Source organism: Microbacterium sp. 71-23 (assembly GCF_001897265.1).
Lineage (GTDB): Bacteria > Actinomycetota > Actinomycetes > Actinomycetales > Microbacteriaceae > Microbacterium > Microbacterium ginsengisoli.
This window is the reverse complement of sequence record NZ_MKSL01000012.1, coordinates 44,980-62,727: the sequence shown is the minus strand read 5'-3', so window position 1 is coordinate 62,727 and position 17,748 is coordinate 44,980. Positions and strand designations below refer to the sequence as shown.

Sequence of the window (17,748 nt, the reverse complement as noted above, 5' to 3'; positions counted from 1 at the left end):
GTGCGGCGACGGCGTCCGGGTACTACGGTGCGGCGACGGCGTCCGGGGACTACGGTGCGGCGACGGCGTCCGGGGACTCCGGTGCGGCGACGGCGTCCGGGTACTACGGTGCGGCGACGGCGTCCGGGGAGAAGTCCGTTGCCCTGGCCAGCGGCTACGACGGACGTGCGCGCGGAGCTATCGGTACCGCCCTCTTCCTCACTGAGCGCTCGTCGGACTGGACCATCATCGCGGCGGCCGGCGTCGTCGTCGATGGTGCGGCCATCAAGGCCGACACGTGGTACTCGCTGCGTGGCGGGAAGGTCGTGGCGTCGTGAGCAAGACCTTCTCCGTCCAGAACTTCAAGGGCGTCCGCGAGATCGAACTGAGCCCGACCGGGTCGCTGATCGTCGTCGCCGGCGCGAACGGTGCCGGGAAGTCGAGCTTCATCGACGCGTTCGTCGAGCTGTTCGACCCGAAGGGCACCCGCCTGACCCCGAAGCCGATCCGTGAGGGCGAGGACGAGGCCCGCGCGGAGTACACCGACACGGACCTCGGTGTCCGCATCGTCCGCACCTGGAAGAAGAACGACGCGGGACGCCTCGAGGTGTTCGCGCTCGACGGCGCGAAGTACTCGAAGCCCGCCGACGTCGTCGCGTCGCTCACGGGCGGCTTGATCTTCGACCCGGTCGCGTTCCTGAACCTCGACGAGAAGCGACAGCGGGACGCGCTCCTCGCGAAGGTCGACCTCCCGTTCGACGTCGACGCGTTGGCGCGGGAGAAGGCTGGTGCGGAGGAGCGCCGCCTGATCGCTGGCCGTGACGTGAAACGCCTGCAGGGTGCCCTGTCGGCGATGCCGAACCCGCTGGACGCGCCGAACGAGGAGGTGTCGGGCGCCGCGGTCCTCGCCGAAATCGAGTCCGTGCAGGAGCACAACCACCGCATCGACCGGGCCGAGGATCTCGTCACCGAACTCGGACGTCAGGTCCTCGACACCGACCGCACGATCGAGCGCTTGGAGGAGCAGATCACTCAGGCGCGCGCGGACCGCGCCGTCTGGGTCGAGAGGATCGAGGTGGCCCAGCGCGCTGCCGCTGCTCCGCGCGCGGATCTCGCGCCGTTGCAGGCAAAGCTCGCGGCCGTCGACGAATGGAACGCGGCCGTGCGAGCGCGTCGCGAGTATGCGAAGGTCGCCGACGAGTGCGCCGCCGCGGAGTCCGCTCAGGCCGCCGCGAACCGCGACCTCGCCTCGATCGAGAAGCGCAAGCGTGACGGCCTCGCAGCGGCGACGTTCCCCGTCGACGGGCTGTCCGTGGACGAGGACGGCGTGACGTTCGACGGCGTGCCGTTCACGCAGGTCAACTCGGCCATGCGTCGCCGCGTCGCGTTCGCGATCGCGACCGCGGGAGACCCGAAGCTGCGTCTCGTCATCGTGAAGGACGGTGACCTGTTGGACGCCGACTCCCTCGCCGCGATCCGGGATCTCGCCGACGAGCGCGGATACACCGTGCTCGTCGAGCGGGACCGTGACGAGTCCCGCCGGATCGGCTTCACGATCCAGGACGGCGCTCTCGCATGACCGCGCGCATCGACCATGCCTCCGAAGCGCTGAAGGCTCTCGGCCACATCACGGGAGTCGATGAGGCCACGAACCAGATCACGCTTGCGCTCGAAGCGCAGGTGCACGCGACTCTCGCTCTTGTCGAGCAGCAGCGCCTCGCCAACCTCATCGCGTTCCACGATGTCGCGACGCGTCAGGCGGACGCGGGCCACATCCTGAGCAGCGACGGCCTTGCCCGAGTCGAGCGTGCGGCGCGGGAGCTCCGGGCGGGGGTCGGACTGTGAGCGCCCTCGCGATCCTGGATCGCACCCTCGCGGACTCTGCCGACCGCGAATCTTGGCTGGACGCGCACGACAAGGTCATCGGCTCATCGACGGCGGGGAAGTTTGCGAAGCCGGGATCTGTGGAGCTCTACGTCCGGCAGATCCTCGAACCCCGCACGTTCGGCGGGAACGAGGCGACCCGGTCGGGCAACGACTGGGAGCCCGCGCTGCTCGGCGCGGTCGGGGCGCGTCCGAACAGCCTGCTGATCCACCACCCCGACTATCCCCGGTTCGGCGCGACGATCGACGGCACGAAGCCGGTCGGCGACCGTTTCGCGATCGTCGAGACGAAGACGAAGCACAACAAGGTCGTGACCGGGCCGACACCGTACGAGGTCCGGCAGCTCGCGTGGCAGTTCTACTGCATCCCCGAAGCCGTCCACGCGGAGTGGGTGTGGGGCGAGCTCGTCCGCGACCCCGACGCGCCAGGACTGTGGCGGCTGCGCCGCCCCGTGCAGTCGCGCACGTTCCACCGCGACCACCCACAGATCATCGCCGCGACGGACCTGATCGTCCCCATCGCGCACCGCGTCGTCGAGCTGCTCGACGCCGCCCGAGAGGAGGCATGGACATGACCAACCCCACCCCGCCCGCGACCCTCACCGAGGCGCTCAGCGCCTTCCAGGCCGAACTGCCCCGCGTGCAGAAGGGTGCACGCAACGACCACTTCAAGTCGTCGTACGCGGACCTCGCCGACGTCGTCGGCGTCGTCCTCCCCGCGCTCGCCCGCCAGGGCCTCGCCTGGGTGACCGTTCCGACGATGACGGAGGCCGGGTTCCGGCTCGAGTACAGCCTGCAGCACGTCGGCGGGGAACGGATCGACGGCTCCTGGCCGCTCCCGAATCCGACCGAGAGCACTGCACAGGCGGTCGGGTCCGCGATCACGTACGCGAAGCGCTACGCGCTGTCCGCGGTCACCGGCGTCGCTCCCGATCAGGACGACGACGGAAACAGCGCATCCCAGCAGGGAGCACCCGCCGCCGCGCCGAAGGAGTGGAAGAAGCAGGTCGCGGCCGCCGCGTCCGTCGCGGAGCTGCACGAGATCTACCAGTCCGCGGAGCGCGACGGATGGCTGAACGCATCGATCATCGCGAGCCTGAACGCCCGCCGTGCCGTGCTGAGCACCCCGGCCGCGCCGGACGCCGCCGACGCGTACGAAGCGGCGGCATCGGCGGAGTACGACGCCGCGGTCGCGCGTGGGGAGGTGGCCGGTCGTGTCTGAAGTGGCGCACCTCTCGACGGGCGAGATCGTCGAGTACGAACCGGCCTCCCCGCTCGAGCTGGAGCAGATGATCCGGGAGATCGGTGACCGGCTCGAGCGGGCGGTGCCCGTGATCCGTGGACTGTGGGCGGATCGGTACGCCGCGGAGCGGAAGTTCATCGAGGAGCGCGCGAAGGCCGTGATGCGGTCCGCCGAGCCGACGGTGACTCGGCAACGGGCCGAGGCGGATCTCGCGGCGATGCCCTTCAAGCACGAGTTCGACAACGCGAAGGAGATCTTGCATGCGGCTGAGGAGCTGCAGCGGGCGCTCACCGCGAAGTTGAACGGCTATCTCAATCTGAACCGCGCTCTCACGAGCGCGTACATCGCGAGCGGAGCGAGCCGATGAGCGACCGCCTACGCGTCATGAAGTCCCGGAAACCCGGCGACCGCCCCTGGAAGGTCCGCGCAGGTCGCACCGTGCTCGGCGCGTTCCCGACCGGTCCCGACGCGCTCCGATTCGTCCGCCGCCTCATCGCGGCGGCGCAGTGACCACCCCGAAGAAAGGAACCCAGGTGGCAGAGAAGAAGACCCAGGAAGGACCGCCGAGCTTCGCCGCGATGCTCGCCACGATCCGACCGTCGACCGACGTCGAGCTCGCGGAGAACCTCGCGAAGCTCATCGAGGAGGTGAAGGCGACGGGCAAGAAGGGCACGCTCAGCGTCGTCTTCGAGGTGAAGCCCGTCAACGGCGGTGACCGTCTGGTCATCGTGAACGACGCGTTGAAGCTCCGTCTCCCCGAACGAACCCGCGAGGGCACGACCGCGTTCGTCACCGACGACAACGGTCTCTCGCGCAGCGACCCGACCAGCAGCCCCCTGTTCACCGACGACGACATTCGCGATGCCGGCGCGAACGTCGACCCCCGTACCGGCGAGATCAAGGAGACCCCGAACGCATGAGCACCACGGAGAAGACCCTGGCGCCGGCCCCGACCGAGGCGGGGGCGATCGCGTCCCTCGCGGACATCGCAGCCGATCAGCAGCGCACCCCGATCACGCCTGGCGAGGTGTTCATCGTCCGCGACGGTGACGGTGGCCTGCGTGTCATCGACACCGACGCATACGCTCCGACGCCCCGGCACATCGCCGCGGCGCGCAGCGTGTCCGACGCGGCATCGTTCTGCGCGTACATCCACCGTCACGGAGGCCCCGGCACGGAGGTGTACGCCCACACGAACACGTCCAAGGTCGTCGGCATCCTCGACTCCCACCCCGCCTCCACGTCTGACACCGCGGGATGGCAGAAGCACCGCGTGTCCCTCGACCTCGAGAAGACGAAGGCGTGGCTCGCGTGGGAGAAGGCCGACGGACACCTGTTCGCGCAGGACGAGTTCGCCGACTTCCTCGACGACCGCTGGTCCGACGTGCTCGAGCCGGACGCGGGCGTGCTGATCGACATCGCCACCACCTTCCACGCGAAGACGAACGTCGAGTTCAACGGCGGTGTCCGACTCGACTCGGGCGACGTGAAGCTCACGTTCGAGGAGAAGACGACCGCGAAGGCCGGCCAGAAGGGCGACATCGAGATCCCGAAGAAGATCAAGCTCGGCCTGAAGCCCTACGTCGGCGGCCCGACCTACGCGATCTGGGCGCACTTCCGCTACCGGCTCCGCGGCGGCCAGGTGCTCCTCGGCTTCAAGCTCGAGCGCCCAGAGAACACCCTCGAGGCCGCGTTCGCCGACATCGTCACGGACATCCGTGAGGGCCGGAAGAACGGCGACGAGGTCGTGCACGAGGGCATCGGGGAGATCCCGATCTTCGCGGGCAAGCCCTCCGCCTGATCCGTCCGGTCGGCGTCCCCCATCGTCGACCGAACGAAAACGGGGGCCGAGCTGATTGCAGCAGCTCGGCCCCCTCCACCCACCACCGCCTCTAGCAGGAGTCCAGCGTGAGCATTCCCATGATGCCCCCTCAGGCATCCCCCACACCCTTCCGCGGCGTCGCGTTCATCGTCCGCGGCACCCCAGCCCCGCAGGGCTCGAAGCATGCGTACGTCGTCGGCAACCGCGCCCGTGTCGTCGAAGACAGCAAGATGTCCGCCCCGTGGCGGGACAGCGTCGCCGCGGCCGCCGCGGACGCGATGAACGGTGCGTCCCCGATCGACGTACCCGTGACCGTCACCATCACCTTCTTCTTCGCCCGCCCCCAGTCGGTGAAGCGCCCGCTGCCGTCAGTGCGACCCGACATCGACAAGCTCGCCCGAGCGGTGCTCGACGGCCTCACCGCCGGCGGCGTGTACACCGACGACTCCCGCGTCGTCGACCTCCACGCGAAGAAGCGCTACCGGGACGTCCCGGGCGCCGAGGTCACCGTGACTGCCGCGGAGGTGGCTTCTTGACGACCCTGTATGTCGCGGGTCCCATGACCGGCCTTCCCGACTTCAACTATCCAGCCTTCCGTGCCGCTGCAACCGAGCTACGGGACGCGGGATACGTCGTCGAGGACCCATCCACCAACACCAACCCGACTCCCGACGACTACCACGGCTGGCTTCGTGCGGGGCTCGCGCAGCTCATCACCTGCGACGGCGTGGCAATTCTCGACGGATGGGAAGCATCCGGCGGGGCCCGACTGGAGGTGAACGTCGCGGCGACGCTCGGCATGAGGGTGCGCCCCGTACACGAGTGGGTCACGGAGGCGCAGGCCGATCCCGAGCGGGAGTTCCCTGACCGCCCCGAACGCGTGAAGTGCCGCGGGTGCGGCTCGTTCGACACGCACCGAATCGGTATCGGGTCGCGTCTCATCGCGATCGACGACGCCATCGATTACGAGAACTGGCAGTGCATCGACTGCGGTCGGGAGTGGGAACGATGAGCCTCTACTACGAAGACGAGTACATCGAGCTCCACCATGGCGACTGCCGTGCGGTCCGCGGATGGACTCGGGCAGACGTCCTCGTGACGGACCCGCCCTACGGAATGAACTTCCAGTCCAACCACAGAAGGTCCGGCAAGTTCACCCGAATCGTCGGCGACGACGACGCGTCACTTCGCGACGCGGTACTCGAGCTGTGGCCAGACCATCGACCAGCAATCGTCTTCGGTCGCTGGTCTGTTGCGGCTCCCGTCGGAGAGCGTCAGCGCGTCATCTGGTTCAAGTCCGGAGGCGGACCCGGCATGGGCGACCTGCGTCTGCCCTGGGGGCCCGCCCACGAGGACATCCATGTCCTAGGTGATGGCTGGGATGTGGCAGCGACCGGGAAGAAGCGGACGGGCAGCGTGATCGTCACGTCGCGCGGCCGGGGGGGGTCCAGCGGCGACGAGAACGCGTTCGGTCACCCCACCCCAAAGCCGGTATCACTCATGGAGGATCTCATTTCGAGCTGCCCTCCTGGGGTGATCGCGGACCCGTTCGCGGGTTCAGGTGCAACGCTCATCGCGGCGCGAAACCTCGGCCGCCGCGCTATCGGGGTCGAACTCGAGGAGCGCTACTGCGAAGCAATCGTGCGCAGGCTGTCGCAGCAGGCGTTCGACTTCTCCGCGCTCGAGTCGGGTGCGGGCCAATGATGCGCGCCGGCCGTCGGCGTCCTCCACGCGCCGCCGGCGACCGCGGCCTCGCCGTCGCCGCGTTCCTCACCGGAGAGCAGGCCGCCGCATGAGCGCCGCGCACCCTCCGGTGGACGTGAAGCGCGCCGTCATCCGTCGGGATGGCGGGTTCTGCCTCCTTGCCCTGCACCGCTGCCAGGGAGAGGCGACGACGACCGATCATCGCGCGAACCGTGGCATGGGCGGATCGCGACTCCTCAACGACCCTGTGAACCTGATCGCCGCGTGCGGGATCTGCAACGGCGACAAGGCGGACGCGACCTCGCTGGTGCTCCTCGAGCTGGAGGAGCGGGGCTTGTGGGTGCGTCCCGCGGCGACCCACGAGAAGACGTTGGTGCGTGCACGTGAGACGCCCGTGGAGGCGTTGGACGGCACCCGGTGGTTCCTGCTGTCGGCGACGGAGCGGATCACCGTGGCGGAAGCGATGGGGGCGCGCTGATGCCGGAACTGGAAGTCAACGACAACACCAACGAGAGGAGCGCGTGATGGCTGTCACCAAGCGCACACGGTTCGAGATTCTGCGACGCGACGGGTACCGCTGCTACTACTGCGGCGTCCGCGGAAACGAAACGGGCAGCGGACTCACGATCGACCACGTCACGCCCGTCGCCTTGGGCGGCAGTGACGACGCCACGAACTTGGTCAGCGCGTGCGCTGACTGCAACGCGGGTAAGTCGTCCGTCCCAGCCGATGCGGCGACGGTTGCGGACATCGACCGCAAGGCCGCCGAGTACGCCCACGCTCGCACGATAGCGCTGCGTGCGCTCGACGCCGATCTTGATGCGGAGGCTGAGTACCTCACGGGAATGTGGGATGCGTGGGACGCTGCCGCGCCGTCTTACTCGAAGGGGTCAGCGCCTGGCGAGATCGAATCGTTCGCCTCGGATTGGTTCCGACGCGGTGTGCCGCTGCGAGTCGTGGAGAAGGCATTCACGATCGCCTGGGCCGGTCCCGCGCGGCCTAACCAGAAGGTGAAGTACGCGGGCGGCGTGGTCAACAACATGATGGCCGGCGCAGAGGACCGCACCCGCTCGATGGTGGCCGGCGACTCGGTCGTCTTCGGCAGCGGGTATGACGCCGGGTGGGCGGACGGTGTCGCCTTCGCTGGGCTGCTCACTGACGAGCGCGACCTGGTCGCGCTGCACGTCGACGGCCGGAAGAACGAGTTCTGGCGGGTGATGTCCAATGCCTCGTGACTATGCCCAGATCCGTCAAGACATGTGGTCAGACGACCGCTGGCGCGCGCTCACCGCGCCAGCGCAGTGGCTCTACATGCTCCTCCTCTCCGACCCCCGCCTGACCTACGCAGGCGTGACGGACTGGCACCCCGGGAAGCTCTCCCAGCGGGCGAAGGAATGCACCGGCCGGGACGTCGTGATCGCCGGATTCGAGCTCGCGGAGGCCTACTTCGTGGTCATCGACGAGGACACCGAAGAGGTGATGATCCGCTCCTACCTGAGGCACGACCCGCTGATGCGTAACCCGCGCCTCGCGGTGACGATGGCGAAGGACTTCGGAGGCGTCGCGTCGAACAAGATCCGCGCCGCGATCGTGTGGGAGCTGCAGCGGTTGAAGCGGTCGGAGCCGGACCTGCCGGCGTGGGAGAAGCCCCAGGTGAAGACGGTTCTGAAGCAGAACGCGGTGAACCCGAGGGAGATGACGACCGACCTTCCCACGGGCACCGCAACGTACCTGTTAGGTGCCGGTTTACCCACCGGCTTAGGGAAGCGGTTAGGTGACGGATCGCCCGCAGTGAGGGGAACGGTTTACCAGCCCTCTACAACAGCAACAGCAACAGCAACAGCAACAGCAACATCTTCTAACGAAGATGCGGTCGATTCCCGCGAGAGTTATCCACAGCCCCCAGTTGCCGATGAAACGGCATCCGACACAGAGCCATTGCAGGTGGCGTCGTGATCGCGGAGCGAGAGCCGGACGAGACCGAACAGAGCCTCGAGCTCTACATCGCCGCGTGCCGGGAGCGGTACGCCTTCGACCGCGAGTATCGCGCGCGCCTGCAACGCGAGCTGTTCGACACCGACGCTCACCGATCCATCCAAGCAACCCTCGAGGCCGTCCGATTCGAGACGGCAATGAAACGAAAGGCAGCAGCATGACCGGAGAAACAACCATCACCGTCGTGGGCAACCTCACGGCCGACCCCGAGCTGCGCTACACGCAGAACGGGCTGCCCGTCGCGAACTTCACCATCGCGTCGACCCCCCGCACGTTCGACCGTCAGGCGAACGAGTGGAAGGACGGCGAGGCCCTGTTCCTGCGTGCGTCGGTCTGGCGTGAGTTCGCCGAGCACGTGGCGGGCTCGCTGACGAAGGGGTCCCGTGTCATTGCGACCGGACGTCTGCGTCAGCGCTCCTACCAGGACCGCGACGGTCAGACGCGGGTGAGTGTCGAACTCGAGGTGGACGAGATCGGCCCGAGCCTCCGCTACGCGACCGCGCAGGTGACACGCGCGGCCTCCACGGGCGGCCCGGGAGGCCGGCCGCACGCGCCCGCGACTGAGGAGCCGTGGGCGACGCCTTCGAGCGCTCCTGCGGGCGAGTGGGCCACGCCGGAACCGACCGCCTACGGCGACGAGGTCCCGTTCTGATGCGCATTCTGACTGTTCGGCAGCCGTGGGCGTGGGCGATCATCCACGGCGGGAAGGATGTCGAGAACCGCACCCGCAACATCGCCGGCTCCTACCGCGGGCCTGTCGCGATCCATGTCTCCGGCAGGTTCGCCGAGGACGTTGACAGTCCCGCTCTCGACGACGCGACGGAGCGTTGGCACGACCAGCCTGAGGCGGACTGCAATCGGCATCCATGGCGATTGAACGTCGGCAAGACCATCGGCCTCGTCGACCTCGTCGACGTGCACCAGGGCGCGGATTGCTGGGATACGCCGTCCTTCTGCTCACCGTGGGCGGATGGCCCATGGCACCTCTCGCTCGCGAACCCGCGGCCACTCATCGAGCCGATCCCGTTCAAGGGCGCTCTCGGCCTCCGTCACCTCGATGACGACACCACAGCGCGGATTCTCGCGCAGATCGGAGACCCCACGTGACGATCATCTGCATCACCAACACGCCCATCCCGGGGATGCGGCCGTGCACAGTCCGAGACGAGCACAAGATCACGTGCCCGGACCGCGACGTGAACCGCGCCCTCGCCAGCCACGTACACGGCGAGGCACCCGACCCGACGTGCGGCGGGTGCCTCCCGAGGCTCGCGCACCGCGGCTACCTCTGCCAGGGGTGCTTCGCTCGCCTCGAGAGCGTGTACGCGGGTTGGGAACGGTTCGCGCGCACGATCCAGGGCGTGGACCGTGCCGTGCAACGCGACAACGCGGGCGTCCGCACCCGCCCGGAGGGGCACATCCCGATCCCGTTGACGTCGCTGTCGGTCGACGAGTGCTGGGGGTTCCTCGCGTCGTTCACACAACGCTCCCTCGACGAGTGGGTGTCGACGCCGGCGGGCGCGGCGGACGCGGTCCAGTTCACCCGCGCCGCGCAGCGCGCGTACCGCGACCACCCTGTGGAGGAAGCGGAGACGGAGCTTCGACGGGTCCGGTGCCCGTCGTGCAAGCAGCTCACCCTCACCCGCCGGCCGCCCGCAACCGACGGGCAGCTCGTGACCGTGAAGTGCCAGAACACGGCCTGCGGACACACCATCCGTGAGGGCGAGGAAGCGCTCTCGTATGTCCCCGACCCGACGGAGGGGTGGCGGCCCGTGCGGGTCGAGAAGCTCGCCGTCATCCGCCGAATCGAAAGGAACGCATCATGACCGAGCGTCTCGCGAAGTTCCACGTCCGCGTGCACGCGTCGAACCGGCACGCCGGTTACGGAAGGCCCTACACGGTGATCGCGGCGACGAGGCAGGAAGCCGTGAACCGCGCCGTCGACCTCGGATGGGGCGGTCACCCAAGCGACGCTCGCGTGACGATCGACCGCATCGAGGACATCGACCCGCGCGAGTGTCCTCACGCCACCGAATCACCCGACCACACGGATGGGAGCCGAGGTGAGTGATCTGCGCATCGTGCCCGTCGATCTGAAAGACGCTCGCGCGTTCGTCGCCGCGCATCACCGCCACAACGAACCGCCGATCGGGCACAAGTTCAGCGTCGGCGTAGCGTCCGGTGACCAGCTGGTAGGCGTGGCGATCGTCGGACGCCCGGTGTCGCGGGTGATCCAGTCGCAGGGCGCGACGCTCGAAGTGATCCGCACGGCCACGGACGGCACCCGCAACGCGAACAGCATGCTCTACGGCGCTGCACGCCGCGCCGCGTTCGCGCTCGGCTACGACCGGCTCATCACGTACACGCAGGCCGACGAAGGTGGCGCGAGCCTTCACGCGGCTGGTTTCCGCGTCGTCGCTCAGCGCCCGCCTCGCCCCGGCTGGGACACGCCCTCACGACCGCGCACGAACAGGGCCGACAACGTGCCGCGCGTGCTCTGGGAGTCGGTCACCCATTCGACCGATCCGTCACCCGACCACACGGATGGTGGCCGGGATGCCTAGGTTGCTCGATCTGTTCAGCTGTGCGGGTGGTGCCGGGATGGGCTATCACCGTGCCGGGTTCGAGGTCGTCGGTGTCGACATCGTGCCGCAGCCGCACTACCCGTTCGAGCACCACGTTGCCGACGCGCTCGCGTTCGCGGTCGAGCATGGTCGGGAGTTCGACGTGATCCACGCCTCGCCGCCGTGCCAGGTGTACAGCGCATCGGCGAACGCGCACGACGTGAAGCATCCCGACCTGCTCGCTCCGACGCGTGAGGTACTGCGATCGCTCGGCGTGCCGTACATCATCGAGAACGTCGAACGCGCGCCCCTGATCGATCCCGTGCTGCTGTGCGGATCGATGTTCGGCCTACGCGCTCCCGACGTGGATGGGGTCGAGTTGCAGCTACAGCGTCACCGCCTGTTCGAGACGTCATTCACAGTCGGTATGGCCCCGGCACCGTGCGCGCACGATGGCGCTCCTGTCGGCGGCTCCTACAAGGGCGCGCGGCGACGCACACCCGAGGATCGCGACCAGAAGCGGCGCGGCGGCTACACCCCCGCGCTGCCGGTTCGAGCTGCGCTGCTCGGCATCGACTGGATGGACATGCGTGACGAGCACGAACTCGCGCAGGCAATCCCGCCCGTCTACACCGAATGGCTCGGGGGCCAGGCGCTCACTCACCTCCATGAAAGGACAGCAGCATGACCGCGATAGTGATCCACGACATCGAGACGCACGAGACTATCCACCGCATCGACACGACAAACCTCGACCGGCGCGCCCGAGAGAAGGCGTTCATGGGCGTCGCGATGCAGACCGACTTCGACCGGTACTACATCGCCGAGGAAGGCGAGGGCGGCACGACCGATCGGGGGTCTGACGATGCCTGAGCCGATCAATCTGCGGGTGCCGAAGTCGATGCATCCCGACGATGTCGTGTGGGCGTTCCGCTACGGCGTGGCGTGGGCACGGTACTCGGTACTGGGTGACGCGTCAGCGATCCGCCGTCACGGCCTCGCCTACACGAACCACTACCGCAACGTCCACGCACTCGCTGACAGGGTGCGCGTCGCCGCGATCCGTCGCCTCCGCGATCGCGTGGCTCAGCAACCGACCGATCCGTCACCCACAGAGGAGACCCGATGAGTTCCCAGCCGAAGGAGTGGGTGACGGTCGCCGAGGCCGCGGGCTAGTCCGACGACTTCAGGGAGATCTGGATGCCGCGCGGCGAGAGTCCCGTGATCTCGCCGGCGCGCACCCAGGTCACCCCGGATCCGAGCGCCTGACGCAGGACGTGGTTGCGGTACTGGCGCTGCTGTTTCGTGCGCTGCTCTAGCTCCTCGAGCTTGGCCTGCGCGGCTGCCAGATCGTCTTCCACGGCCACACGGAGAACTCTACCTGGGTAGAGCAACACCCGCTATACTTTGGTATAGCGATGGAGGGGAACAGATGGTCGAGTACTACGAGGTCGCACCCCCCGGCTACGTCCCGATCGGGCAGGCAGCCGGCACCGTGAACCGCAGCACCCGCACCATCTACGAGTGGGTCCGCTCCGAAGGCGTCCGCACGTTCAAACGCTCCAACGAACCAGCCCTCGTGAACCTCGACGACGTCCTCCGCGTCGAGAGCGTCCGCCAGAACGGCCGACGCCGGAAACCACGACCCCCACACGCGTGACACGCCGCCCGCCTACTTGACACTAAGCCGCACTGGCTGCAATCTGACCGAGATGGTGGCGAACTACGCCCACCGAACACACTCAGCCCCGGCCCTGACCACAGGTAAACCGGGGCTTCGTCGTACCATCCCGCGTTCGTAGCTCAACAGGCAGAGCACCGACCTCCCACGTCGGGGGTTGCGAGTTCGAACCTCGCCGAACGCTCACACCACGTCACCCGCTGACCGCGCATCACGCGCCAACCCTGAACGTGGCCTGGCGCCACCGAAGAGGTGAACCACCATGGCCACACGCGCCCGTCGTGCACATCGACCAGTCGAAGCCCTTACGCGCGAGAAGATCCAGGAGGCGGCTCGGGACGGCTCGCGTAGCCGTAACTCCATCGCCCGCGAGTTCAGCGTCTCAGGTGAGACGGTGACGCGGATCTGCGCGGAGGCGGGCATCACCTTCGACCGGTCGAAGACCGAAGCCGCGGTGCGGGCTCACGCGCTGGACATCGCTGCTGAGCAGCAGACGCTCCTGCGGATGATGGTCGCTGAGGTGCAGGAAGAGCTCGACCTGCTGAACGCCCCGTACCTCGTGTGGTCGTTCGGGGGCATGGATGGCGAGATCCATTCGCACCTCCTCGACGCTGCCCCAATGGACGTCCGCAACATGGCGATCCGTTCCGCGGCGACCGTCGTGGACAAGGTGGCGCGTCACCTCGGGACGACTCCGGAGGGTGCGGCCGCAGCGGAGTCGGTGCTGGACCGTATCGAGGCGGAGTTCGACGGCGAGTTCGCCGAGGCGGACGACACCGAGTTCGGCGGCGTGGGGTGACTCGACCGCCGGCGCTGTCACGGAAGCAGCGGTGGAGCATCGCCCGCGCGTCGCGGCGGAAGATCGCGCTGTGGGTCGGTGCGGTGTCGGCGGGCAAGACCATGGTGTCTCTGCTCGCTCTGTTCATCGCGATCCGGCACACCAAGGGTCGCGGCCTGATCGTCATCGTCGGGAAGACGTTGCAGACGATCGAACGCAACGTCATCGGCGAGATGCAGAAGCCGGAACTGTTCGGGCGTCTCGCGAAGCAGGTGAAGCACACGACCGGGTCGAACACGGCGATCATCCTCGGCCGGGTCGTGCATCTCGTCGGCGCGAACGACGCGCGCTCTGAGGAGAAGATCCGCGGGTCGACGATCGAGCTCGCGTACGTCGATGAGGCGACGCTGGTTCCCGAGGCGTTCTGGGCGATGCTGCTGACCCGTCTGCGTGTCGCCGGCGCCCGCCTCCTCGCGACTACCAACCCTGGATCCAGTCAGCATTGGCTGCGCGTGAAGTACATCCTCGACGCGGACGCGCAGAACATGATCGTGTTCCACTTCACGATGCACGACAACCCGCTCTACTTCGAGGGCGGCGACCCGGGCCCGTCGTACATCGCCGACATGGAAGCGTCGTTCCGGAAGTCGAAGCTGTTCTTCGACCGGTTCATCCGCGGCCTGTGGACGAACGCTGAGGGCGCGATCTACGACGGTTGGGACCCGGCGGAGCACGTGATCCCGTGGGAGCAACTCCCGCCCATGTACAGGCTCCTCGGCGTCGGCATGGACTTCGGCACCCAGCACGCCACGTCGGTGATCCTTCTCGGCCTCGGCTACGACCGGAAGCTGTACGCGATCGACGAGCTCCGCATCGAGTCGGACGCGCAGACGCACCGCCAAGCCCCATCAGTACAGGCGAAAGCGATCGCCGACTGGTTGAAGATCAACCATCTCCCCGAGGGGTTCCTGCGACCCGAGGGGCTGTTCGCCGACCCGGCCGCGCTCGCGTACCGGCAGGAACTCCGCGAGTCGCAAGGAGTGGACACCGCCCCGGCCGACAACTCCGTCGCGTACGGCATCGGCCTCGTCGCGTCTCTCCTTGCCCGCGGCCTGCTGAAGGTCACCGACCGGTGCTGGGGCGTCATCAAGGAAGCCCCCGAGTACCGGTACGACCCGAAAGCGCAGGAACGCGGCGTCGACGAGCCCATCAAGGACCGCGATGACTCCCTCGACGCTCTCCGCTACGTGATCGCCTCCACCGAGTACGAGTGGCGCGACGAAGTCGGCCCGAGACCACACACGTTCTGACCTGGGAAGGGGGAACCTGATGCCGCTCCCCGCTTCGTCCCTGACCGCACAGTGGCCGCCGAAGGTCCTCGACAACCTGCTGCCCGCGATGGCCCGGTGGGGTGCGTGGTGGGCGAACGACCTGAACCGGCTGCAGTACGTGTACGGCGGCGGGATCATGCCGGACCGGACGGGGTTCTTCGCTTCCGACACGGGCGGCATCAAGGTCCACTCGCTCGGCCCGATCCGCTGGTTCGTCGCGCAGCCCGCGATCGGTACCCGCCTGAACACGAAGCTCCCGGTCCCGATCGCTGCGGAGATCTGCCAGGCGTCCGCGGATCTGCTGTTCTCCGACCCGGTGACGGTGACCGCGAATGACGAGGCCACGCAGGCGCGCGTCGGGGAACTGCTGGACGACGGGTTCCACTCGTCGGTCGCGGAAGCCGCGGAGATGTCGGCCGCGCTCGGCGGCGTGTACCTCCGCGTCACGTGGGACGACACCGTGAAGCCCGACGGCCCGTTCACGACCGTGAAGGACGCTGACGAAGCGATCCCCGAGTTCCGGTTCGGTGTGCTCACCGCGGTCACCTTCTGGGCTGTGGTCGCTCGCGACGGGAAGAACGTGTGGCGTCACCTGGAACGCCACGAGCTGACCGCGCTCGGGCGGGGTGTGATCCTCCACGGCCTGTACGTCGGGGACGACACGACTCTCGGCATGCGCGTCGGCCTCACCAGCCGCCCCGAGACAGCGCCTCTCGCGATCCACGCTGACCTTTCCGCCGAGGGCACGATCGACACCCTGTCGCCGGGCCTCGCGGTCACGTACATCCCGAACCAGACCCCGAACCGGTCGTGGCGTCACGACCCGCTCGGGCAGAACCTGGGACGCTCCGACCTCGACGGCATCGAGCACCTGATGGATCAACTGTCGGAGACGATGTCGGACTGGATGCGGGCACGCCGCGCCGCGCGCGCCCGCGTGCTGGTGTCGAAGGAGCTCGCGAAGTCCGCCGGCCCCGGTCAGGCGTCCGTGGTCGACATGGATCAGGAGACGTACGTCTCGACCGACATGAGCGGCCAGTCCGGCACGGCACCCCTGTCGATGGCGGACCGGATGAACGTGATGCAGCCCGCGTTCGACCCCGCCGGGTACAAGGCCACCGCCGACGAGCTGGTCGAGCAGATCCTGCAGATGGCGGGCTACTCGATGTCGACGTTCGGTGTGCAGGGTGAGCAGCGCGGCGACCGCACGGCGACGGAGATCGAAGCCCGCGAACGCCGCTCCCTGATGACCCGTGCACGGAAGATTCGGATCTGGCGTCCCGCACTCGAGGCGTACATCGAGAAGCTGCTCGCCGTGGACCGTGACTTCTTCGGCCACCCGAGCAGCGGTGAAGTGCACGTCGAGTTCTCCGATGGTGTGCAGGAGTCGCAGTTGCATCTCGCGCAGACCGTGCAGGCCCTGTACGCGTCGGAGTCCGCGTCGGTCGAGGAGCGGGTGAGCATCCTGCACCCCGACTGGGACGAGACGCAGATCAACGACGAGGTCTCGAAGATCAAGACGGAGTTCGCGCAGACGCTGCCCGACCCGATGATGAACCCGTTCGACCAGGCGGCGTCGGGTGACCCCGCAGCCGGCTGAGCCGTCGTCGGAACAGATCGCGGCAGCACTGATCGGCCTGTACGTCCTTGCCGAGCATGAGCTGCTCGCGGGAGTGTCGGCGGTGCTGCGGATGCCGTGGTCGGTGTCGCGGGACGCGTTGATCCTGACCCGCGCGCGTCTCCTCGTTCGCCAGGTGCTGACGTACCTCACGGCACGGTCCACCCCGATGCTGCAGGCGATGATCACTGCCGCGGTGGCTGAGGGCCGCCGGGACGCGGAACTCGTCCTCACCCGGGCGCACCAGGCCGGTGGCGGTGGTGGTGGGCGTGTCCCCCCGGGCCGGGATGTGACGTTCCCCGGCGGTGACCCGTTCGACCTGTCGATGCCTCACGGTGAACGCGCAGCGGCCGCGATCCGCAACGACATCGTGTCGTCCCTCGATGACGTCCGGTTCCGGATCACCCGCCTCCCCGACGACATCTACAAGATGATCGCCCCGAACGGCGCGGTCCGGCAGGTCCTCGACAACAACGTCACCCCCGCGCAAGCGCAGGCGATGGCGTGGCGGGTGTTCGTGTCGCAGGGCATCACCGGGTTCACCGACAAGTCCGGCCGGAACTGGTCCCTGTCGGCGTACACGGAGATGGCTGTCCGCACCGCCGCGACCCGCGCGTACAACGCGTCACACCTCGCCCGCATGCAGGCCCTCGGCGTCGACTACTTCTCGGTGCCCGACACGGGGCATCCGTGCCCGTTGTGCTTCCCGTGGCAGGGGCGTGTGCTCACCGCGACCCCGGTCGCGTATCCGACGATCCCGGTCGACGCGACGATCGCGGAAGCGACCGCGGCGGGCCTGTTCCACCCGAACTGCAAGCACACGCTCATCCCCGTGTTCCCCGGGGTGACGGTGCTGCCCGAGGCCCACGTGTGGACCCCGGAGATGCAGGACGCGTACGACCTGTCGCAGAAGCAGCGTCGCCTCGAGCTGGACGTGCGGAAGGCGAAGCGGCAGCTCGAGTTCGCGGTGTCTCCGGAGACCCGCGCGGACGCGCGCGTGAAGGTGCGTGCGGGTCAGGCGAAGCTGCGCGACTTCGTCGCGACGTCCGGGTTCGCCCGCGACTACCGGCGTGAGCAGGTCGACCTGACCGACGCCCGCATCAAGCTCCCGACTCCCATCCGGTGAGTCGGGTCATCCCCAAGCAAGGA

30 protein-coding genes and 1 tRNA gene are annotated in these 17,748 nt (G+C 68.1%); 30 read left to right on the top strand and 1 reads right to left on the bottom strand.

The genetic code is table 11. From position 1 onward, the window contains the following. The 24 genes from BGO15_RS04530 to BGO15_RS04415 all read left to right on the top strand — a co-directional run. A partial coding sequence (locus tag BGO15_RS04530; protein WP_286747400.1) for a hypothetical protein occupies window positions 1-317 on the top strand: 317 nt, incomplete at its 5' end. Next, window positions 314-1,558: an ATP-binding protein gene (locus tag BGO15_RS04525; protein WP_056206600.1), complete on the top strand. Its 1,245-nt coding sequence runs from the start codon at window positions 314-316 to the stop codon at window positions 1,556-1,558. The genes BGO15_RS04530 and BGO15_RS04525, both read left to right, overlap by 4 nt. Beyond that, window positions 1,555-1,824, top strand: coding sequence for a hypothetical protein (locus BGO15_RS04520; protein WP_056206599.1), 270 nt, complete (start codon window positions 1,555-1,557; stop codon window positions 1,822-1,824). The genes BGO15_RS04525 and BGO15_RS04520 overlap by 4 nt, the downstream gene beginning before the upstream one ends. Beyond that, window positions 1,821-2,438, top strand: coding sequence for a hypothetical protein (locus BGO15_RS04515; RefSeq protein ID WP_056206597.1), 618 nt, complete (start codon window positions 1,821-1,823; stop codon window positions 2,436-2,438). The genes BGO15_RS04520 and BGO15_RS04515 overlap by 4 nt, the downstream gene beginning before the upstream one ends. Beyond that, window positions 2,435-3,085: an ERF family protein gene (locus tag BGO15_RS04510; protein WP_162237853.1), complete on the top strand. Its 651-nt coding sequence runs from the start codon at window positions 2,435-2,437 to the stop codon at window positions 3,083-3,085. The genes BGO15_RS04515 and BGO15_RS04510 overlap by 4 nt, the downstream gene beginning before the upstream one ends. After that, complete coding sequence (locus tag BGO15_RS04505; protein WP_156454775.1) at window positions 3,078-3,473, top strand: hypothetical protein; 396 nt, start codon at window positions 3,078-3,080, stop codon at window positions 3,471-3,473. Before BGO15_RS04510 ends, BGO15_RS04505 begins: the two co-directional genes overlap by 8 nt. Next, on the top strand, window positions 3,470-3,616 hold the full coding sequence (locus BGO15_RS04500; protein ID WP_156454776.1) for a hypothetical protein: 147 nt from the start codon (window positions 3,470-3,472) through the stop codon (window positions 3,614-3,616). The genes BGO15_RS04505 and BGO15_RS04500 overlap by 4 nt, the downstream gene beginning before the upstream one ends. 23 nt (window positions 3,617-3,639) lie before the next feature. Then, complete coding sequence (locus BGO15_RS04495; RefSeq protein ID WP_056206589.1) at window positions 3,640-4,026, top strand: YfdP family phage-associated protein; 387 nt, start codon at window positions 3,640-3,642, stop codon at window positions 4,024-4,026. After that, complete coding sequence (locus BGO15_RS04490; protein WP_056519255.1) at window positions 4,023-4,907, top strand: DUF2303 family protein; 885 nt, start codon at window positions 4,023-4,025, stop codon at window positions 4,905-4,907. The genes BGO15_RS04495 and BGO15_RS04490 overlap by 4 nt, the downstream gene beginning before the upstream one ends. A gap of 107 nt (window positions 4,908-5,014) precedes the next feature. After that, window positions 5,015-5,464 carry a RusA family crossover junction endodeoxyribonuclease gene (locus BGO15_RS04485; protein WP_156454777.1) on the top strand — a complete coding sequence of 150 codons (450 nt, stop codon included), beginning with the start codon at window positions 5,015-5,017 and terminating at the stop codon, window positions 5,462-5,464. Continuing rightward, window positions 5,461-5,940, top strand: a complete 480-nt coding sequence (locus BGO15_RS04480; RefSeq protein WP_156454778.1) for a DUF4406 domain-containing protein — start codon at window positions 5,461-5,463, stop codon at window positions 5,938-5,940. Before BGO15_RS04485 ends, BGO15_RS04480 begins: the two co-directional genes overlap by 4 nt. Then, a complete protein-coding gene (locus BGO15_RS04475; RefSeq protein ID WP_056206582.1) occupies window positions 5,937-6,632 on the top strand; it encodes a DNA-methyltransferase in 696 nt (231 codons plus the stop codon). Before BGO15_RS04480 ends, BGO15_RS04475 begins: the two co-directional genes overlap by 4 nt. An 88-nt stretch (window positions 6,633-6,720) precedes the next feature. Further along, complete coding sequence (locus BGO15_RS04470) at window positions 6,721-7,110, top strand: HNH endonuclease (RefSeq protein WP_200930834.1); 390 nt, start codon at window positions 6,721-6,723, stop codon at window positions 7,108-7,110. A gap of 46 nt (window positions 7,111-7,156) precedes the next feature. Beyond that, window positions 7,157-7,867 carry an HNH endonuclease gene (locus tag BGO15_RS04465; protein ID WP_056206580.1) on the top strand — a complete coding sequence of 237 codons (711 nt, stop codon included), beginning with the start codon at window positions 7,157-7,159 and terminating at the stop codon, window positions 7,865-7,867. A gap of 22 nt (window positions 7,868-7,889) precedes the next feature. Further along, window positions 7,890-8,588 carry a hypothetical protein gene (locus tag BGO15_RS04460; protein WP_273189484.1) on the top strand — a complete coding sequence of 233 codons (699 nt, stop codon included), beginning with the start codon at window positions 7,890-7,892 and terminating at the stop codon, window positions 8,586-8,588. Next, the gene (locus tag BGO15_RS04455) at window positions 8,585-8,788 is read left to right on the top strand and encodes a hypothetical protein (RefSeq protein WP_056206718.1); all 204 of its coding nucleotides are present in this window, start codon (window positions 8,585-8,587) and stop codon (window positions 8,786-8,788) included. Before BGO15_RS04460 ends, BGO15_RS04455 begins: the two co-directional genes overlap by 4 nt. Beyond that, on the top strand, window positions 8,785-9,279 hold the full coding sequence (locus tag BGO15_RS04450; RefSeq protein WP_273189489.1) for a single-stranded DNA-binding protein: 495 nt from the start codon (window positions 8,785-8,787) through the stop codon (window positions 9,277-9,279). Before BGO15_RS04455 ends, BGO15_RS04450 begins: the two co-directional genes overlap by 4 nt. Next, a complete protein-coding gene (locus BGO15_RS04445; RefSeq protein ID WP_056206722.1) occupies window positions 9,279-9,734 on the top strand; it encodes an ASCH domain-containing protein in 456 nt (151 codons plus the stop codon). Before BGO15_RS04450 ends, BGO15_RS04445 begins: the two co-directional genes overlap by 1 nt. Continuing rightward, window positions 9,731-10,453, top strand: a complete 723-nt coding sequence (locus tag BGO15_RS04440) for a hypothetical protein (protein WP_056206724.1) — start codon at window positions 9,731-9,733, stop codon at window positions 10,451-10,453. Before BGO15_RS04445 ends, BGO15_RS04440 begins: the two co-directional genes overlap by 4 nt. After that, window positions 10,450-10,698, top strand: coding sequence for a hypothetical protein (locus tag BGO15_RS04435; RefSeq protein ID WP_156454736.1), 249 nt, complete (start codon window positions 10,450-10,452; stop codon window positions 10,696-10,698). The genes BGO15_RS04440 and BGO15_RS04435 overlap by 4 nt, the downstream gene beginning before the upstream one ends. Further along, window positions 10,691-11,191 (top strand): XF1762 family protein, encoded by a 501-nt coding sequence (locus tag BGO15_RS04430; protein ID WP_235557408.1) that lies wholly within the window; start codon window positions 10,691-10,693, stop codon window positions 11,189-11,191. Before BGO15_RS04435 ends, BGO15_RS04430 begins: the two co-directional genes overlap by 8 nt. A gap of 1 nt (window position 11,192) precedes the next feature. After that, window positions 11,193-11,879 (top strand): DNA cytosine methyltransferase, encoded by a 687-nt coding sequence (locus BGO15_RS04425; RefSeq protein ID WP_200930840.1) that lies wholly within the window; start codon window positions 11,193-11,195, stop codon window positions 11,877-11,879. Further along, on the top strand, window positions 11,876-12,064 hold the full coding sequence (locus BGO15_RS04420; RefSeq protein WP_056206726.1) for a hypothetical protein: 189 nt from the start codon (window positions 11,876-11,878) through the stop codon (window positions 12,062-12,064). The genes BGO15_RS04425 and BGO15_RS04420 overlap by 4 nt, the downstream gene beginning before the upstream one ends. Beyond that, entirely contained in the window at window positions 12,057-12,320 is a 264-nt protein-coding gene (locus BGO15_RS04415; RefSeq protein WP_056206729.1) for a hypothetical protein, read from the top strand. Before BGO15_RS04420 ends, BGO15_RS04415 begins: the two co-directional genes overlap by 8 nt. A 43-nt stretch (window positions 12,321-12,363) precedes the next feature. Here BGO15_RS04415 and BGO15_RS04410 read toward each other — a convergent pair whose 3' ends face one another. Then, the gene (locus tag BGO15_RS04410; RefSeq protein ID WP_056206732.1) at window positions 12,364-12,558 is read right to left on the bottom strand and encodes a hypothetical protein; all 195 of its coding nucleotides are present in this window, start codon (window positions 12,556-12,558) and stop codon (window positions 12,364-12,366) included. 65 nt (window positions 12,559-12,623) lie between these two features. Here BGO15_RS04410 and BGO15_RS04405 point away from each other — a divergent pair, with 65 nt between their 5' ends. The 6 genes from BGO15_RS04405 (at window position 12,624) to BGO15_RS04380 (ending at window position 17,725) form a co-directional block, all read left to right on the top strand. Continuing rightward, a complete protein-coding gene (locus tag BGO15_RS04405) occupies window positions 12,624-12,851 on the top strand; it encodes a hypothetical protein (RefSeq protein WP_056206735.1) in 228 nt (75 codons plus the stop codon). 132 nt (window positions 12,852-12,983) lie between these two features. Then, a tRNA-Gly gene (locus tag BGO15_RS04400) sits at window positions 12,984-13,056 on the top strand. A gap of 210 nt (window positions 13,057-13,266) precedes the next feature. Then, window positions 13,267-13,671 (top strand): hypothetical protein, encoded by a 405-nt coding sequence (locus BGO15_RS04395; protein ID WP_056519064.1) that lies wholly within the window; start codon window positions 13,267-13,269, stop codon window positions 13,669-13,671. Continuing rightward, window positions 13,668-14,960 carry a PBSX family phage terminase large subunit gene (locus BGO15_RS04390; RefSeq protein WP_056519067.1) on the top strand — a complete coding sequence of 431 codons (1,293 nt, stop codon included), beginning with the start codon at window positions 13,668-13,670 and terminating at the stop codon, window positions 14,958-14,960. Before BGO15_RS04395 ends, BGO15_RS04390 begins: the two co-directional genes overlap by 4 nt. Window positions 14,961-14,979: 19 nt before the next feature. Next, window positions 14,980-16,581 (top strand): phage portal protein, encoded by a 1,602-nt coding sequence (locus tag BGO15_RS04385; protein WP_056206743.1) that lies wholly within the window; start codon window positions 14,980-14,982, stop codon window positions 16,579-16,581. Continuing rightward, window positions 16,562-17,725 carry a phage minor capsid protein gene (locus BGO15_RS04380; RefSeq protein ID WP_056206746.1) on the top strand — a complete coding sequence of 388 codons (1,164 nt, stop codon included), beginning with the start codon at window positions 16,562-16,564 and terminating at the stop codon, window positions 17,723-17,725. The genes BGO15_RS04385 and BGO15_RS04380 overlap by 20 nt, the downstream gene beginning before the upstream one ends. Window positions 17,726-17,748: the final 23 nt, after the last annotated feature.

What these genes read in the sequence shown, in the direction of transcription:
- BGO15_RS04520 (WP_056206599.1), top strand. Translation starts at nt 1,555, where the DNA reads ATGACCGCGCGCATCGACCATGCCTCCGAAGCGCTGAAGGCTCTCGGC.
- BGO15_RS04510 (WP_162237853.1), top strand. Translation starts at nt 2,435, where the DNA reads ATGACCAACCCCACCCCGCCCGCGACCCTCACCGAGGCGCTCAGCGCC.
- BGO15_RS04500 (WP_156454776.1), top strand. Translation starts at nt 3,470, where the DNA reads ATGAGCGACCGCCTACGCGTCATGAAGTCCCGGAAACCCGGCGACCGC.
- BGO15_RS04490 (WP_056519255.1), top strand. Translation starts at nt 4,023, where the DNA reads ATGAGCACCACGGAGAAGACCCTGGCGCCGGCCCCGACCGAGGCGGGG.
- BGO15_RS04475 (WP_056206582.1), top strand. Translation starts at nt 5,937, where the DNA reads ATGAGCCTCTACTACGAAGACGAGTACATCGAGCTCCACCATGGCGAC.
- BGO15_RS04470 (WP_200930834.1), top strand. Translation starts at nt 6,721, where the DNA reads ATGAGCGCCGCGCACCCTCCGGTGGACGTGAAGCGCGCCGTCATCCGT.
- BGO15_RS04465 (WP_056206580.1), top strand. Translation starts at nt 7,157, where the DNA reads ATGGCTGTCACCAAGCGCACACGGTTCGAGATTCTGCGACGCGACGGG.
- BGO15_RS04460 (WP_273189484.1), top strand. Translation starts at nt 7,890, where the DNA reads ATGTGGTCAGACGACCGCTGGCGCGCGCTCACCGCGCCAGCGCAGTGG.
- BGO15_RS04450 (WP_273189489.1), top strand. Translation starts at nt 8,785, where the DNA reads ATGACCGGAGAAACAACCATCACCGTCGTGGGCAACCTCACGGCCGAC.
- BGO15_RS04445 (WP_056206722.1), top strand. Translation starts at nt 9,279, where the DNA reads ATGCGCATTCTGACTGTTCGGCAGCCGTGGGCGTGGGCGATCATCCAC.
- BGO15_RS04435 (WP_156454736.1), top strand. Translation starts at nt 10,450, where the DNA reads ATGACCGAGCGTCTCGCGAAGTTCCACGTCCGCGTGCACGCGTCGAAC.
- BGO15_RS04420 (WP_056206726.1), top strand. Translation starts at nt 11,876, where the DNA reads ATGACCGCGATAGTGATCCACGACATCGAGACGCACGAGACTATCCAC.
- BGO15_RS04415 (WP_056206729.1), top strand. Translation starts at nt 12,057, where the DNA reads ATGCCTGAGCCGATCAATCTGCGGGTGCCGAAGTCGATGCATCCCGAC.
- BGO15_RS04405 (WP_056206735.1), top strand. Translation starts at nt 12,624, where the DNA reads ATGGTCGAGTACTACGAGGTCGCACCCCCCGGCTACGTCCCGATCGGG.
- BGO15_RS04385 (WP_056206743.1), top strand. Translation starts at nt 14,980, where the DNA reads ATGCCGCTCCCCGCTTCGTCCCTGACCGCACAGTGGCCGCCGAAGGTC.